The sequence below is a fragment of the Streptomyces sp. NPDC044719 genome (assembly GCF_056433405.1).
Window position 1 is genome coordinate 131599 of sequence record NZ_JBWKHE010000009.1, and the last position, 13542, is coordinate 145140.

Annotated in this window: 17 protein-coding genes and 1 pseudogene; 7 read left to right on the plus strand and 11 right to left on the minus strand. The window is 73.4% G+C overall.

All coding sequences use genetic code 11. The annotated features are described in order from the left end of the window. Positions 1-60 precede the first annotated feature (60 nt). From AC07DF_RS32495 to AC07DF_RS32515, 5 genes are all read right to left on the minus strand, one after another. Positions 61-1065 (minus strand): serine hydrolase domain-containing protein, encoded by a 1005-nt coding sequence (locus tag AC07DF_RS32495; protein ID WP_478980193.1) that lies wholly within the window; start codon positions 1063-1065, stop codon positions 61-63. A 113-nt stretch (positions 1066-1178) separates the two neighbouring features. Beyond that, the gene (locus AC07DF_RS32500; protein WP_478979563.1) at positions 1179-2096 is read right to left on the minus strand and encodes a DUF6895 family protein; all 918 of its coding nucleotides are present in this window, start codon (positions 2094-2096) and stop codon (positions 1179-1181) included. Continuing rightward, positions 2093-3055 (minus strand): DUF6895 family protein, encoded by a 963-nt coding sequence (locus tag AC07DF_RS32505; protein ID WP_478979566.1) that lies wholly within the window; start codon positions 3053-3055, stop codon positions 2093-2095. The genes AC07DF_RS32500 and AC07DF_RS32505 overlap by 4 nt, the downstream gene beginning before the upstream one ends. Beyond that, positions 3052-3747 carry a hypothetical protein gene (locus AC07DF_RS32510; protein ID WP_478979568.1) on the minus strand — a complete coding sequence of 232 codons (696 nt, stop codon included), beginning with the start codon at positions 3745-3747 and terminating at the stop codon, positions 3052-3054. Before AC07DF_RS32510 ends, AC07DF_RS32505 begins: the two co-directional genes overlap by 4 nt. Positions 3748-3767: 20 nt before the next feature. Continuing rightward, the gene (locus tag AC07DF_RS32515) at positions 3768-3956 is read right to left on the minus strand and encodes a hypothetical protein (RefSeq protein WP_399025747.1); all 189 of its coding nucleotides are present in this window, start codon (positions 3954-3956) and stop codon (positions 3768-3770) included. A 211-nt stretch (positions 3957-4167) separates the two neighbouring features. Between AC07DF_RS32515 and AC07DF_RS32520 the strand changes: the two genes are divergently transcribed. Beyond that, positions 4168-4701, plus strand: a complete 534-nt coding sequence (locus AC07DF_RS32520; RefSeq protein ID WP_478979570.1) for a DoxX family protein — start codon at positions 4168-4170, stop codon at positions 4699-4701. A 78-nt stretch (positions 4702-4779) separates the two neighbouring features. After that, positions 4780-5343, plus strand: a complete 564-nt coding sequence (locus tag AC07DF_RS32525) for a hemerythrin domain-containing protein (protein ID WP_478979572.1) — start codon at positions 4780-4782, stop codon at positions 5341-5343. Positions 5344-5660: 317 nt separating this feature from the next. Here the strand turns inward: AC07DF_RS32525 and AC07DF_RS32530 are convergent, their stop codons facing one another. Together AC07DF_RS32530 and AC07DF_RS32535 are read right to left on the minus strand one after the other, a co-directional pair. Continuing rightward, a complete protein-coding gene (locus AC07DF_RS32530; RefSeq protein ID WP_478979574.1) occupies positions 5661-6626 on the minus strand; it encodes an NAD-dependent epimerase/dehydratase family protein in 966 nt (321 codons plus the stop codon). A gap of 130 nt (positions 6627-6756) precedes the next feature. Continuing rightward, entirely contained in the window at positions 6757-7287 is a 531-nt protein-coding gene (locus AC07DF_RS32535) for a hypothetical protein (protein WP_478979576.1), read from the minus strand. Between the two features lie 256 nt (positions 7288-7543). On the opposite strand from AC07DF_RS32535, the gene AC07DF_RS32540 reads away from it, so the two are divergent. Together AC07DF_RS32540 and AC07DF_RS32545 are read left to right on the plus strand one after the other, a co-directional pair. After that, positions 7544-8176 carry a hypothetical protein gene (locus AC07DF_RS32540; RefSeq protein WP_478980195.1) on the plus strand — a complete coding sequence of 211 codons (633 nt, stop codon included), beginning with the start codon at positions 7544-7546 and terminating at the stop codon, positions 8174-8176. Continuing rightward, positions 8173-8709 carry a hypothetical protein gene (locus AC07DF_RS32545; RefSeq protein ID WP_478979578.1) on the plus strand — a complete coding sequence of 179 codons (537 nt, stop codon included), beginning with the start codon at positions 8173-8175 and terminating at the stop codon, positions 8707-8709. The genes AC07DF_RS32540 and AC07DF_RS32545 overlap by 4 nt, the downstream gene beginning before the upstream one ends. A gap of 31 nt (positions 8710-8740) precedes the next feature. Here the strand turns inward: AC07DF_RS32545 and AC07DF_RS32550 are convergent, their stop codons facing one another. After that, positions 8741-9064 carry a hypothetical protein gene (locus AC07DF_RS32550; RefSeq protein WP_478979580.1) on the minus strand — a complete coding sequence of 108 codons (324 nt, stop codon included), beginning with the start codon at positions 9062-9064 and terminating at the stop codon, positions 8741-8743. A 225-nt stretch (positions 9065-9289) separates the two neighbouring features. On the opposite strand from AC07DF_RS32550, the gene AC07DF_RS32555 reads away from it, so the two are divergent. Together AC07DF_RS32555 and AC07DF_RS32560 are read left to right on the plus strand one after the other, a co-directional pair. Then, a complete protein-coding gene (locus tag AC07DF_RS32555; protein ID WP_478979582.1) occupies positions 9290-9745 on the plus strand; it encodes a hypothetical protein in 456 nt (151 codons plus the stop codon). Positions 9746-9806: 61 nt separating this feature from the next. Continuing rightward, positions 9807-10661, plus strand: coding sequence for a fructosamine kinase family protein (locus tag AC07DF_RS32560; protein WP_478979584.1), 855 nt, complete (start codon positions 9807-9809; stop codon positions 10659-10661). A 57-nt stretch (positions 10662-10718) separates the two neighbouring features. Here the strand turns inward: AC07DF_RS32560 and AC07DF_RS32565 are convergent. Then, a pseudogene (locus AC07DF_RS32565) lies at positions 10719-10951 on the minus strand (alkaline phosphatase family protein); the annotation flags it as partial. Between the two features lie 55 nt (positions 10952-11006). Then, positions 11007-12470 (minus strand): hypothetical protein, encoded by a 1464-nt coding sequence (locus AC07DF_RS32570; protein ID WP_478979586.1) that lies wholly within the window; start codon positions 12468-12470, stop codon positions 11007-11009. A 96-nt stretch (positions 12471-12566) separates the two neighbouring features. On the opposite strand from AC07DF_RS32570, the gene AC07DF_RS32575 reads away from it, so the two are divergent. Further along, positions 12567-13181: a hypothetical protein gene (locus tag AC07DF_RS32575; RefSeq protein ID WP_478979588.1), complete on the plus strand. Its 615-nt coding sequence runs from the start codon at positions 12567-12569 to the stop codon at positions 13179-13181. A gap of 73 nt (positions 13182-13254) precedes the next feature. On the opposite strand, the gene AC07DF_RS32580 is transcribed toward AC07DF_RS32575, so the two are convergent. Beyond that, complete coding sequence (locus AC07DF_RS32580; protein WP_478979590.1) at positions 13255-13491, minus strand: hypothetical protein; 237 nt, start codon at positions 13489-13491, stop codon at positions 13255-13257. Positions 13492-13542 lie beyond the last annotated feature (51 nt).

Genomic DNA, 13542 nt, shown 5'->3' on the forward strand with positions numbered 1-13542 from the left:
GAAGGGGCAGGGCGGTCCGGCGCCGGCACGGCACACGCCGTCGGCGCCGGGCCGGGCCCGCTACTCCCCCGTCAGCAGCGCATAGGCGGACGCCAGGAACGGGTCGTGGCCGCGGAAGCGGCGAGTGCACACCGCGGCCAGGGCCGTGCCGGTGCCGGGGCAAAAGCCCAGGAACGCCTGCTGGCCGAGGGTCGCCCCGCTGTGGAAGTACATCGGCCCGCCGCCGGTCGGGTGACGGAACCAGGCTGTGGTGTGGACGTGCCGGTGCCCGATGCCCCGGCGGAGCACGGGCCGGCGCACTTCGCGCAGGGCCGCGGTCAGTTGCGGTGATCGGCCGGTGGGGTCCAGATGGGCCTCCAGGAACGTGAGCAGGTCGTGCGGCGTGGCCCGCACGGCACCCGCGGCCTGGAAGCCCCCGGCGTCGAAGGGGGGCACGGGCGACCGGCCGTCCCTGCCGTGCCCGAGCGCGTCGAATCCGGAGTCGTCCGCGCGCAGGGTCGTGCCGTCCAGGCCGAGCGGGTGCAGGACCTGGCCGGTGAGCAGGTCCTCCCACGGTGTGCCGGTCGCGGCGGCGAGCGCGTGTCCGAGTACGGCGACGCCGTAGTTGGAGTAGCGCCACCGGGTGCCGGGGCGGTGGCGCGGCCGGTGACGCAGAAAGGCGTCGACGACCCGGGCGGCCGGGAAGCGGCCATAGGGGTTGGTGTGCCAGGCGGGCAGGCCCCGGAGCAGGAAGCCGGGCGGCAGGGCGGGCAGTCCGGAGGTGTGGGTGATCAGATGGGCGAGCGTCACCGGGTGGGCACCGGCCGGCCGCCCCCTGTCCAGGAAGGCGATGGCCGGCTCGCCGCCTGACAGCCGTCCGCTGTGGATCAGCCGGGCCAGCAGCAGCCCGGTGAACGTCTTGGCGGCCGAGCCGATCTCGTACCGCAGCTCCTCCCGGGGCAGCGGCGGTGGCGGGGCGGTGCCGCCGCTCAGGACGATGCGGCGGCCGTGCCGTGAGAGGGCGAAGACGACGTCCGGGGCGTCGGCCGCGGTGACGGCGTCCGCGAGCCGGGCGCCGAGCGCCACGTCGTCCGGGGGGAGTTCCGGTGACCGGACGGGCGGGGCGGGGTGAGCGGCCGCGTCCGTGGCGCGTGGGTCGTCGAGCGGTTCGCCCTGCCGCGGGGCGTGCCGGCGGGTCGTCACGAGGCGTGTGCCAGGCGGGACAGGGAGCGGGACGTGGCCAGGACGGAGGCGTAGGCGGCGACCAGGGTCGGGTGGTAGACGATGTCGAACACCTCGTCGGGGTCGCCCTCGGGCATCGTCCGTAGCGCCGGCATGGCCCCGTCGGGCTGCTGAGCGGCGGCGAAGCCCTCCCAGGCCCGTTCGTCCAGCGTCGGGCGGGGCAGGCAGGCGTCGACCACCAGCAGTTCGCCCAGCAGGTCCCAGCGCTCGAGGTCCAGCCAGTCGTCGATCCAGACGGGCAGCCAGGTCGCGAGGTAATCGGCGGTGTCGGGCGGCAGGCCGTCCGGGTTCTCTCCCCAGTCGGTCAGGTGGAACACGTTGTGCGTGACGTCGTAGGCGATGTGCCCCTCCACCGTCCAGGGCTCGGGGGTGCGGGCCAGCCAGGTGGTCTCCCGCAGTTCGGCCTCCGCAGGACGCGGCGGGAGGCCGAACCGGCGCTGGAACGCGGACAGTCCGAGCCTGCGGGTGGGGGTCGCCTCGAACGCCACCCAGCTGTCCAGCCGGTGGTTCAGGGCGGCCGCCCGCTCCACCTCCGGCTGGCTGTAGCCGAGTTCCTTGAAGGGCAGGTACACCTCGAACGGGATGGGGGAGATCGGCTCCGTGAGCTGCCCGCGCACCAGCATGCGGCCGCCGTCCAGCGTCTCGCGCCAGGCGTGGTCGACGAGTTGCCGGGCCAGCTGTGCCTGGCGCGATCCCGCGACGCCCTCGCGGAACAGCACCTTGCAGATCATGGCGAGTTCGCCGATGGGTTTGAAGCGCTCCAGGAATCCGACCTCCGGGTCGACGTCGGGTTCCAGCTCGAATCCGTCGCGGTGGGCCCACAGCCATTCCAGGGCGCCGGCCCCGACGTTGTGGATCAGGCGGGTGTCGGTCATCCCAGCACTCCTTGTCCGCCGGGCCGGTGGTGCGTGCCCGCCCGGGCTCCGTCCTCGAGACGCCCTGTGGTGAGGGTTGCCGCGAAGGCGGCCATGAGGGTGGGGTGGTAGTGGGTGAGGAAGTCCGGGCCGCCGTCGTGGTCCGTTCCGCCTCCTTGCTCGGGGATCGCGCCGGAGGGGTGCTGTACCGCCGCGACCCGTGCCCAGGCGTCCTCGAGGACGGCGGGTTCGGGCAGCAGGGGCAGGCTCGCCGCCACGGCCAGCAGCTCGCAGCCGAGGTCCCACATCCCGGCGTCCAGACAGGTGTCGAGCCAGGGCGGCAGCCAGTCGGCCAGGTAGTCGGCGACGTCCGGTGGTACGCCCCCGGGCCCGGCGCGTCCCCAGTCGGTGAGGTGGAAGACCACGTGGGTGAGGGAGTAGCCGGAGGACTGCTCGAAGGTCCAGGGCTCGGGCAGCCCGGCCAGCCAGGTGTGCCGCAGCGCCTGCGGCATCGCGTCGGAGGGCCGGATGCCGCTGCGGGTCTCGGCGTTCAGGACGCCGAGCCGCCGGGTGGGCTCCTGCTCGGTGAGCCGCCAGCCGCGGGTGCGGGCCACCGTGGCGGTGGCCGCCTCGTAGCCGGGGTGCCGCAGGCCCGCCGCGGCCATGGCCGCGTACACCTCCAGCGGGTAGGTGGCGAAGGGCTCCAGCCGTTGCAGGCGCACGAAAAGCTCCCCCCGGCCGGTCTGTTGCCACGCGAAGGCCATCAGGTCGGCCGCGCACGCGTGGAGCGGATCCGGGGGCGCGGTGTGTTGGGAGACGGTCGCGCACACCTGGGCCAGTTCTCCGAGCGGTTTCCAGCTGCGGTTCACCTGTCCGTCGGCGGCCAGCGCGTCCTCGCCCAGCGCGAACTGCTCACGGTGTGCGGACACCCACGCCAGCGCGTCCTCGGCCACCTGGCGTGGCCCCCGTACGTCGCTCACACGAACGCTCCCGTCCGTGTCAGCCGTGCCGCCCGTACCTGCAGTGCCACGAGCGGGTCCTGACCGCCCATCAGCTCCACGAAGTCCAGGCCGTTCTCGAGCCCCAGCGTCCGCGGTACGCCGTCCAGCAGCGTCAGCCAGCGTCCGGCGCCGGCCGCCTGCCGCCAGTCCCTGCGGCGTACGGCCCGCACGAAGCCGCGGGCGACGTCGACCGGCCGGTGCACGGCCGCGCGGGCGACCGCGCTGTCCTCGCCGGGCAGGGCGAGGGCGGCCAGCACCGCGAGCTGGTGCGTCAGGAGTTGCCAGCTCGCGCCCTCGAGCCAGGCCGCGTCGGGTTCTTCGTCCGGGCCGACGGCGTGGCCCGGGTCGAGCCGCCGCAGAGTCCGTCGCATGGCCCAGTGGCTCCACACGACGGTGGGGGCGGCCCCGGCGCCGGGCGGGTAGGCCTCCACGGCCTTGTGGAACACGGCGAGTTCGTCGGGCGGGGGCGGGGTGTGCTGAAGGGTGCTCGGCAGCAACGCGTCGGCTCCCAGCACACGTACGGCCGCGAGGGCGAGGCCCTCCGCTTCCGGGTCGACCGCCACGGGGGCGGCCGCACGAGCGTGGTCTCCGCTCCGAAGAGCGGAGACCACGCCGGAAGCGAGGTCCTGCACCGCGTCCTGCAAGAGAGACGAAGTGCCTGACTGCTTCATGGTTGCTCCTGTCGGTCCACTCAACCCTTCTTGGGGCGCGGGGTGGGCGGCGACAGGAGGAGACCGAATCCGCCCTTGAACAGCGCGAGTGCGGCGCACTCACGGCTGTCGCGGTAGATGCCGTCGGTCTCAGCCGGGTCGAGCGCCGCCTCGATGTCGGCACTCTGGATGCCCGTCAGTTCCTTGGTGACCTTCTCGGTGGGGGACATTGCACCATCTCCTTGAGGGAAGCGGATGCTTTCCTCCTCTAGTGCACCTGATGGGAACAAATCATGCCAACTTACCCATGAGTTTATTTACATCACATGTTCAACATCCGGCGCACGCGTATCAGCCCCACGGCGCGACCCGGGTGCGTGCTTTCGCCCCTGACGGGGAACCCGGCGAACGCTGTACTCACCGACACGTCTGGAGAGGACCATGAGCCTGTTGCGTGTGCTCGGCCGCCCCATGCTGGCCTCGATGTTCCTGACGGGCGGCCTGAGTTCCGTCCGTGCCCCGGAGGAGGTCGCCCCGGTCGCCGAGCCTGTCGTGCAACCGGTCACCGAACGTCTCTCGGCGCTGCCCGACGGCACCGAGCAGGTCGTACGGCTGAGCGGCGCCGTACAGGTCGTGGCGGGCCTGATGCTGGCCACGGGCCGTATGCCGCGTCCGGCCGCGCTGGCCATCGCGGCCACGCTGGTGCCCACGACGCTCGCGGCGCACCGCTTCTGGGAGGCGGAGGACCCCTCGGAACGGGCCCAGCAGCGCATCCACTTCTTCAAGAACATGTCGATGCTCGGCGGGCTGCTGATCGCCGCCGACGACACCGGCGCCCGCCCCTCGCTGCTGTGGCGCGGCACCCATGCCGCCCATGGCCTGCGACACGACGCGGGACTGGTGCGCCGCTCCGTCCGTGCCACCGCACGGCCCGCCGCCGCGGCCGGCCGGGTCCGGGCCAGGCTGCCCGTCTGAGCCGCCGGCGGTGCGGGTCCGGGATGGCGCGTTAGCCCATTCGTGGCAGGGGGGACCCGGGGACTGGAGGTGAAGGACATGGGACACGGAGGAAACGTCATCGACGAGCTGGTGACCGATCACCGCGAAGTCGAGGAGATGTTCGGCAGGATCGAGGCACTGCCGTCCGGTCACCAGGACCGCAAGGTGTACGCGGACCAGGTGACGATCGAGCTGGTACGGCACTCGGTGGCCGAGGAGGCCTATCTGTATCCGGCCGTACGCGAGCACGTGGCCAACGGGGACGCCCTCGCCGACCGGGAACTCGCCGACCACGCGACCGCCGAGCGCATCATGAAGGACCTGGAGGGCTGCGACGCGGGCGACGCGGACTTCGACCGGCTGATGGGCATGCTGATGAGCGAGATCCGCTCCCACCTCGCGGACGAGGAGGGGACCCTCTTCCCCGCGCTGCGGCAGGCCTGTCCGATGGACACGCTCAACGAGCTGGGCGAGAAGGTCCGCAAGGCGAAGAAGACCGCCCCGACCCGGCCCCACCCCGCCGCGCCCGACAAGCCTCCGGCGAACAAGCTCCTGGCTCCGGGCACGGGGATGGTCGACCGGCTGCGCGACGCGCTGACCGGCCGCGGCAAGTTCGACTAGGGCCTGTCGTTTGGATCAGGTCGCAGGGAATCGGCGGCACCTTGTCAGCGCCGGTGAGCGGGGCCTGGTGCGTGCAGCTGCAAGGCGGAGGAGGGCGTCGGCGCGATGGGGGTCCCTCCCGCGCGAGCGAAGCCGAGCGTGGGGGAGTCGGCAACCGACGACAACGCGGCAGATGTGCGTGCCAGGCCCCGCGTCTACGGCGTGATCCAAACGACAGGCTTTAGGGCACCGCCGCACGCCGAGGAGAGCGGGGCGCGGTGGTGCCCGCGGCGAGGAACCGGTGCCCGCGGCGAGGAACCGGGGCCTGACCGGGTGGGTCAGCCGTTCGTCGCGTCCTCGCGGAACCATGCGATCGCGCGCCGCAGCCCTTCCTCGGCGCGTATCTGCGGCTCCCAGCCGAGTTTGTCGCGCGCCAGCGTGATGTCCGGGCAGCGCACGGCCGGGTCGTCCACGGGGCGGGCGACGGGGCGGATCTCCGAGGAGGACCCGGCGAGTTCGACGACCAGGCGCGCCAGGTCGAGCATGCTGATCTCGGTCGGGCTGCCGATGTTGACGGGGCCGCGCATGCCGTGTGCCGCCGCCGCCAGAACGCCGCGCACGGTGTCGTCGACGTAGCACAGCGACCGGGTCTGCCGGCCGTCGCCGCTGACGGTGAGAGGCTCGCCCGCCAGGGCCTGCCGCACGAAGGCGGGCACCACGCGTCCGTCCTCGCCGCGCATCCGGGGGCCGTAGGTGTTGAACAGCCGCACGATGCAGGTGTCGGTGCCGCGGGCCTCCGCGTGGGCGGTGGTCAGCGCCTCGCCGAAGCGTTTGGCCTCGCTGTAGACGCTGCGCGGGCCGACGGGGTTGACGTTGCCCCAGTAGCGCTCGTCCTGGGGGTGCTGCCGCGGGTCGCCGTAGACCTCGGAGGTCGAGGCCAGGACGAAGCGGGCCCCGGCGGAGTGTGCGAGGTCCAGGGCGTTGCGGGTGCCGAGACTGCCCGTGTCCAGGGTGTGCAGCGGCAGCCGCAGGTAGTCCGCCGGGGACGCCGGGGAGGCGAAGTGCAGGACGAGGTCGGGCCGCTGTCTGACCGGCAGGTCCTCCGCGACATCGGCCTGCACCAGCGTGAAGCCGGGTCGTTCGAGCAGCGGCGATATGTTCTCCGGTCTGCCGGTGCTGAAGTCGTCCACACAGGTGACGGCGGCGCCCGCGTCCAGCAGGGCCGCGCACAGATGGGATCCGACGAACCCGGCACCACCCGTGACGACGGCGTGTTCCCAGCTCCGTGAGAGGGCGGTGGTCATGTCGGTCTCTCCTCCGTCGGCGGCGTTGCCCCCGCTCAGCGTCCGCCGCCCGTGCGGATGGGGCACGGTCGTGAACGGCAAAGGGGTGAGTGACGGAGGGTGAGGGACGGGCGCCGTCCGGGGCGCCGTGTCAGACGATCAGTGTGCGGCCCGGGTGGAGGCGGTCCAGGAGCCGGGAGTGGTGCAGGCCGGCCACCGGGGCGAGCAGGTCGGGGTGGCGCAGCAGGACGGCGGCGCGGCGGTCGCCGTCGTCGGGGGCGAGGAGCCTGCGGAACTCGGCCGGTGTGCCGGTGCTGTGGCTGCCCTCGGCGAGCGTGGCCACCGCCCGGTCTGCCAGCTCCCCGTCGCCGAGCAGGCAGGCCGCCCAGCTCGCGACGACCTCGTCCACCCAGGTGCGCCACGCGGCCGCGTCGTCCTCGTCGTCGCACGGGGCCGCGTCGGTGCCGGTGACCCAGTCGAGCCGCGCGGAGCCGCCCGGGCCCGCGATGCCGAGCAGGGCGGCGTCCGTCTCGGTCGGGTACCTGAGCCATGCCGCGACCGTCACGGCCTGCCGGGCCTGCACCTCGCACAGGGCGGAGGCCAGCGCGCCGCCGGAGGCGGGGTAGGCGCGGGTCAGCCACTGGGCGGTCGCCGCGATGACAGGGGAGAGATCTGCTTGCACTGCCTGGCCGTCCGAAAGGGTGGGGAAGTGGGGATCCGCTCGTAGACGGTAGCCGCCGTCGTGCTCGCCCGGGCGTGACAGGGACCTCGTCCTTGACGTGGCCTCGGCCACATCCCGGAGCCCGGGGGGAGTGGCTCCGGTGCCGTTTCGCCGCGGAAGGGCCGGGCACCCGGCCCGTGTGCTCTTCCATGGGCCCGGTGAGTCCGGCGAACCCAGTGGTCAGGCCCGGCGTACCCGAACCCGATCCCGGTCGCCGCTGCGCACACTGCGCTTCGACGGCTGGATCGCGGGGATCGGAACGGCGTCCGGCGCCCGTGTGGTGCTCGGGCACTGGACCAGGTCGCCGTTCGGGCCGTTCAGCGACGTGATGTTCGAGGCGCCCGGCGGGCCACGGCTGCTGCTGGCGCCCTCACGGGAGACCGCGGACTTCGTGGCCGGTACGTATCTCTTCGACGAGGTGCGGGACGTGCCGGTAGGGGTGGACGTCACCGGCCGCCGGCACTGGGCCGTCTCGGCGCCGCCGCTCGACCTGCGCTTCAGCACCGGCCGCAGGGGCCTGCCGGGCCTCGCGCTGCGGGCGGTGCCGGGCCGGCTCGCCACCAGCCCGGGCTGGATCGCGCTGTGGGACCGGCCCGCCCGGCTGCTGCTGGGCGCGCGCACCCACGGCAGCGCCCGGGCCGGACGGCACCAGTGGTACGGCGTCCGGGACCTGCACCCCGTCGCCTCGGCCACCGTCATCTACGAGGGCGAGAGCCTCGGCGCCCTCGCCCCGGTCGAGCCGCCCGTGCGGTTCGGGCCCGGCTCGACGCCCCGCAATCCCTGCGTCGTACGCGTCACCACGCGGGTGGCCGTGGCACAGGGCCGGAGCAGGACAGGAGCAGTGCCATGACGGAACAGCGAGCGGACCCGCCGGGCGCACCGGGTGCTCCGGCGACGGACATGGCCCTGCTGGGCATCTACCTCAACGACCATCTCGCCGGTGCCACCGCCGGGGCCGCCCGAGTGCGCTATCTGCTGCGCTCGTGCGGTGATCCGGCGCTCGCCGACGCCCTGGCCCCGATCTCCGACGAGATCGGCGAGGACCGGGCGAGCCTGCTCCACATCATGCGGCGGCTCGATGTCCCGGTGCGGCGCTACAAGGTCTACGCGGGCCGGGCGGCCGAGCAGATGGGGCGTCTGAAGAGCAACGGCAGCCTGGTACGGCGTTCCCCGCTGAGCACGCTATGGGAGCTGGAGGCGCTGCGGCTGGGAGTGGACGGGAAGACCGCGGGCTGGCAGGCACTTCGCGCCCTGGCCGGCATGGACCGGCGCCTCGACGCGCGGCAGCTCGACGACCTGGTCGAACGGGCGCGGCGGCAGCACACCGCACTGGAGGAGCTGCGCCGCAAACAGGTCGACGTCGCCTTCCGCGCGACCACCTGACGCGCAGGCCCCCGGACGATCGGCCCAGGCTTCACCAGAATCTGCTGCTGAGGGCGGGCTGATGCGTCAGATCCACGGCGTCGCGCAGCCGCAGCGCGACGCTGATGGTGGCGCGCAGGGCCGAGGGGCGTACGGTCTGGGCGGTCTCGGTGGCCAGGACCAGCAGACAGGCCGCCGCCTGCTCGACGACCGGCACGGGAAGGGTGAAGTCGCTGTCGGCGGCCGCGCGGAACGCCTTCAGGGGCACCGCGGCTCCGTCGATGGCCCGTTGCGCGGCCTGCTCCAGGTGCTGTGCGGCCTGTTCGCACACGGGGGCGGGCAGGGCGATCGTGCGCTGGAACGGTGAAGTCGTCATGCCCCGACTGCTCCCCCGGCGGCGGCCGGTTCTGTCGGTGGGCGGCGGGATTTCACCGTCCCGCGTGACCGGCGCGTGGCGAATGTCCCGGAATCGAAACGGCCGTCGAGACGGGCACAACGGCGGCCGGACACGCGAGGTCTCCTCCTGCGACCGGCTTCCCCGGCGAACGGCCGCGCCGCGGCACGGGGAGCACGTCGAAGAGACCACAACGGGGGTATCCACATGTTCCGCAACACCGCGCGCCCTGCCAGGTGGCGCACCTACGCCGTCGGCTGTGTCGCCGCTCTGGGCATCGCCGCCGCCGCTGTCCCGGCCGCCGCCGCACCCGCCGCGGACGGCAACGACCGGTACACCGCCGAGGAGATCCACACCTTCCTCGAGGACTTCTACGGCGAGCACGGTCCCGGCGACTTCGCCCGCAAGTACGGCATCTCGCCGCAGCTCAAGGAGAAGGTCGCCGACAACCCGGAGTTCGACGTCCTGCTGTGCGCCCAGAACACCCCGGCGTCCATCGACATCGGCCCGGTCACCACGGCCCAGTCCGCGCGGGTCGGCTGGGCGACCGTGAGCACGCACTGGAACGGCGGATCCGGCAAGGCCGACTTCACGGCGTACGTCGACCTGGACGCGACGCGGCCGATCCAGCTCCTCGACGTCGACTGCGATTCCGGGAGCTGAGCGGTTCCGCCGCGACCGTACGCTGGTCGGAGATCAGCCGCGGAGTCGAGGAGGACCACGAATGACCGCCCGTACGGACGCCGCCGCCCGGCTCACCGGACGGGTGGTCACCGGCGAACGGCCCCTGTCCGGGGCCCTGGCGGAGGTCACCCTCGACGACGGGCGGGTGGTGGTCGTCAAGCGTGCCGACGATCCGGGGGCGACGCGGGCCGAGGCGGCGGGGCTGCGCTGGCTGGCCGGCGCCGGGGCGGTGCGGGTCCCGGGCGTGCACGGCCACGACGGGAGCTGGCTGGTCATCGACCGGGTTCCGCAGGGGCGGGCGAGCCGGGAGGCGGCGGCCCGTTTCGGCCGCGACCTCGCCGCCCTGCACGCCGCCGGGGCGCCCGCGTTCGGCGCGCCGCCACCGGACGGGCCCGCCGACGCGTACATCGGGCTCGCCCCGATGCGCAACGAGCCGGGCACCGACTGGCCGGGCTGGTACGCCGGGCAGCGCGTCCTGCCGTATCTGCGGCGCGCCGTCGACCAGGGCACCGTCCGCCCCGGTGAGGCGACCGTCGTGGAGCAGCTGTGCGAGCGGCTGCCCGGGCTGGCGGGGCCGGCCGAGCCGGCTGCCCGGCTGCACGGCGATCTGTGGAACGGCAACGTGCTGTGGGGGTCCGACGGGCAGGTGTGGCTGATCGATCCGGCCGCGCACGGCGGGCATCGCGAGACCGACCTGGCGATGCTGCGTCTCTTCGGCTGTCCCCACCTGGAGGCCGTTCTGGAGGGCTACCAGGAGCGGGCGCCGCTCGCCGACGGGTGGGCGGACCGGGTCGGCGTGCACCAGCTGTTCCCACTGCTGGTGCACGCCGTGCTGTTCGGCCGGGGCTACGCGGAACAGGCCCTCTCGGTGGCCCGTGGCGCCCTGGCGGGGTGACCCGGTCGGCAGGTCACGGCGTGCCGTGGAACGGGCCTGCCGGGCGTCACACGTGCGACGGCGGCCCCCCTCCTGGCGCGGGAAGCGCTGGTCGGCTCCCGGCAGGGTCGGCTCGGGCAGGGTGGCGACCTCCTGCTGAACCGCTCCAGGAACCGCAGCGCGGAGGTGGGGTCGAAGGGCTCGGAGACGACCCAGCCGCCGACCGTCCACGGCGAGACGATGACGGCGGGGACGCGGAAGCCGCCGCCGATCGGCAGCTCCGTTCCCGGTGCGTTGCCCGGGCTTGGGGGACGGATGGTCGGCGCGTGAACCGGGGCGCGGTCGGGGGCTCGGCCGGGGGCAGGACTACGAACGCCGCCCCTCGACCGCGGACCGGACCTCCGCGAGGAGCGCCGGGTGGTCCTCGCCGTACGTGACCACGGCCGCGTACACCGCGTCGAGCGCCGCCTGGAGGGGGTCGGCTTCGGCGGCGCCGGTGAGGGCGGGGAGGGCCATGTGGGGCTGCGAGATGCGCAGGGACGGGTCCGGCGGGCCGAAGCTGATCATCACGGTGTACGGGGCGGAGCCGGAGGCCGGTGGATTCGCCTCGGTGACCGGCGATTCGGCCTCGGTGATTGACCATTCGGCCTCGGTGATCGGCGATTCCTCGGCGGTCCATGATTCGGGCATGGAGGTCGGCCGTTCCGCCTCAGCGGTCGGTGATGCGGCCCCGGCGGTCGGTCGTTCCGCCTCGGCGGACGGCAGCGGTCGGGACTCCGCGATCGCCGTTCTCGCCACGGCCGCCGCCGGGCCGACCACGACCTGTGCCGCCTCCTGGGGGTCCAGGCCGCGGTCCCCCGGAGACAGAGGCGGCCGGAAGGGGGGCCGCTCGGGCGGGACAGCGCGGCCGACGGTGCGGTCCGGGACGCGTGGGTCGCCGGCCAAGGTCTGCCACATGCGGGCGTCGTCGTCGAAGGGCGGCGGCAGGGGGCGGCCTTCGGCCAGGGCCGTGAGCGCCTCGGCGACCCAGTCGAGGGTGGTGAGACCGGCCGCCTCACAGGCACGGCGGGCGGCGAGCAGGGCGACCGCTCGCTGGGTGACGGGACCGGCGGCGTCGAGGGCGTGAAGCAGGGCGGGGTCGAACGGGAGGAGGCCACGGACGTTGCCGCCGACGTCGCGCAGGGCCTGGCTCGGCGACTGTCCGCCCCACTCCCAGCGCCCACGCGCGAGCAGCCGCTCCCGTCGCGCCGTCTCCTCGGCGACACGGGCCCGGCGTTCGGCTTCGGCGCGTTCGGCCGGGGTGGGGGGCGGCGGCAGTTCGCGGGCGTAGCGGTGCGAGTGGGCGGCGCTCAGCGAGGTCTGCTTCAGGACGCGGTCCGGCTCGGGCGGGGCGGGCCAGAACTGCAGGAGGTAGCGGTCCAGTTGGGGCTCGTCGTCCAACCGGGTGTCGCGCTCGCCCGCCCGGTCCATGCCCTGGGCGCAGTACCGCACGCGATAGTCGGTCTCCTCCAGGCCGAGCGGCCAGGACGCCTCGCCCGCCCACTGCACGAGCGCGGTGTCCCGCGACACCGGACGGAACGACACCTCCACCACGTCCTCCCAGGCCGGGTCCAGTGGCGGGGCCTCCTCACACACCTCGACCGTGAAGCCGACGTCGCCGGTGTGCAGGCCGGTGCTCAGCCACAGGAAACCCGGTGACGCCGCCCCGCACAGCCCTCCGCTCTGCCCGGCGAACGCCTCGGCGAGGCCCGGCCCGTAGCCGTCCGGGTCGCTCTCGACATAGATCTGGCCATAGTGCACATGCACCTCGCCCTCGACCGGCCTGCGCACGATCAGCTCCTCCTCGCAAGGGGGTGAAATGGTGAGCTGTCGGCATCGTGGCATCCGCCACTGACAATCAGGGCTCGATCAGGGGAGAGCGGAAAGATGCGGCACGTCTACTGGATCGGGGGCGGCAGCGGTGCGGGCAAGTCCACGATCGCCCGCCGCCTCGCCGATCGGCACGGCTGGCGTCTCTACCCGACGGACGAGGTGATGCGGGATCACGCGCGACGGACCACCGCCGCGGAAGCGCCGCTGCTGCACCAGTTCATGGCCATGGACATGGACGAGCGGTGGGTGAACCGGTCTCCCGAGACCATGCTCGAGACGTTCCACTGGTTTCACGGCGAGGCCTTCGGGCTGATCGTCGAGGACCTGCTGAGCATGCCGCGGGAGACAAATGTCCTGGTCGAGGGGTTCCGCCTGCTGCCGCACCTCGTGAAGCCCCTGCTCACCGCACCCGGGCACGCCGTCTGGCTCCTGCCCACCCCGGATTTCCGCCAGGCCGCGTTCCGGAGCCGGGCCGCTCCGGACGGAGGATTCACGGCCGGGACCAGCGATCCAGAGAGGGCCGATCGCAACATCGCGGTGCGGGACGACCTGTTCACGAGACGCCTGCACCAGGAGACCGCACGCCTCGGGCTGCCCGCCATCACCGTCGACCTCCCGATGCCGGAGGACGAACTCACCGAGCGGGTGAGCAGGGTCTTCCGGCTCTGACGGAACATGAAAAGGGTCCGGACCCCGCCCACCGGCGATGCCCGGACCCCGCCGCCCTGCGGCCGGTTGCGCCTCAGCCCTCGCTGAGGCGGGCGCGCAGGAGCTCCTTGCCCATGGCGGCACCCTTGCGGCTGTCCGCCTGGGCCTTGCGGAACAGGTCCGCGACCTCGGTGTCCTTGGCTCGCTCCGCGTCCTGGATGTAGCCCTCCAGGCGCAGCGCGTTGTTCAGGCATGCCTCCACGTACCAGATCAGGTTGTAGTCCTTGTCCTGGGTACCGGTCACGCCGCCGGTCTCCGTCTCACTGGTCATTCGGATCTCCTCCTCGCGGAGCTGACCTCTTCAGGCGTGAGGCGAGTACCC

Excerpts from the sequence above, each read along its gene's own strand:
- AC07DF_RS32580 (WP_478979590.1), bottom strand. The coding sequence starts at position 13,491 with ATGACCAGTGAGACGGAGACCGGCGGCGTGACCGGTACCCAGGACAAG.
- AC07DF_RS32525 (WP_478979572.1), top strand. The coding sequence starts at position 4,780 with ATGGGACACGGAGGAAACGTCATCGACGAGCTGGTGACCGATCACCGC.
- AC07DF_RS32520 (WP_478979570.1), top strand. The coding sequence starts at position 4,168 with ATGAGCCTGTTGCGTGTGCTCGGCCGCCCCATGCTGGCCTCGATGTTC.
- AC07DF_RS32515 (WP_399025747.1), bottom strand. The coding sequence starts at position 3,956 with ATGTCCCCCACCGAGAAGGTCACCAAGGAACTGACGGGCATCCAGAGT.
- AC07DF_RS32530 (WP_478979574.1), bottom strand. The coding sequence starts at position 6,626 with ATGACCACCGCCCTCTCACGGAGCTGGGAACACGCCGTCGTCACGGGT.
- AC07DF_RS32575 (WP_478979588.1), top strand. The coding sequence starts at position 12,567 with ATGCGGCACGTCTACTGGATCGGGGGCGGCAGCGGTGCGGGCAAGTCC.
- AC07DF_RS32550 (WP_478979580.1), bottom strand. The coding sequence starts at position 9,064 with ATGACGACTTCACCGTTCCAGCGCACGATCGCCCTGCCCGCCCCCGTG.
- AC07DF_RS32555 (WP_478979582.1), top strand. The coding sequence starts at position 9,290 with ATGTTCCGCAACACCGCGCGCCCTGCCAGGTGGCGCACCTACGCCGTC.
- AC07DF_RS32500 (WP_478979563.1), bottom strand. The coding sequence starts at position 2,096 with ATGACCGACACCCGCCTGATCCACAACGTCGGGGCCGGCGCCCTGGAA.
- AC07DF_RS32510 (WP_478979568.1), bottom strand. The coding sequence starts at position 3,747 with ATGAAGCAGTCAGGCACTTCGTCTCTCTTGCAGGACGCGGTGCAGGAC.
- AC07DF_RS32560 (WP_478979584.1), top strand. The coding sequence starts at position 9,807 with ATGACCGCCCGTACGGACGCCGCCGCCCGGCTCACCGGACGGGTGGTC.
- AC07DF_RS32545 (WP_478979578.1), top strand. The coding sequence starts at position 8,173 with ATGACGGAACAGCGAGCGGACCCGCCGGGCGCACCGGGTGCTCCGGCG.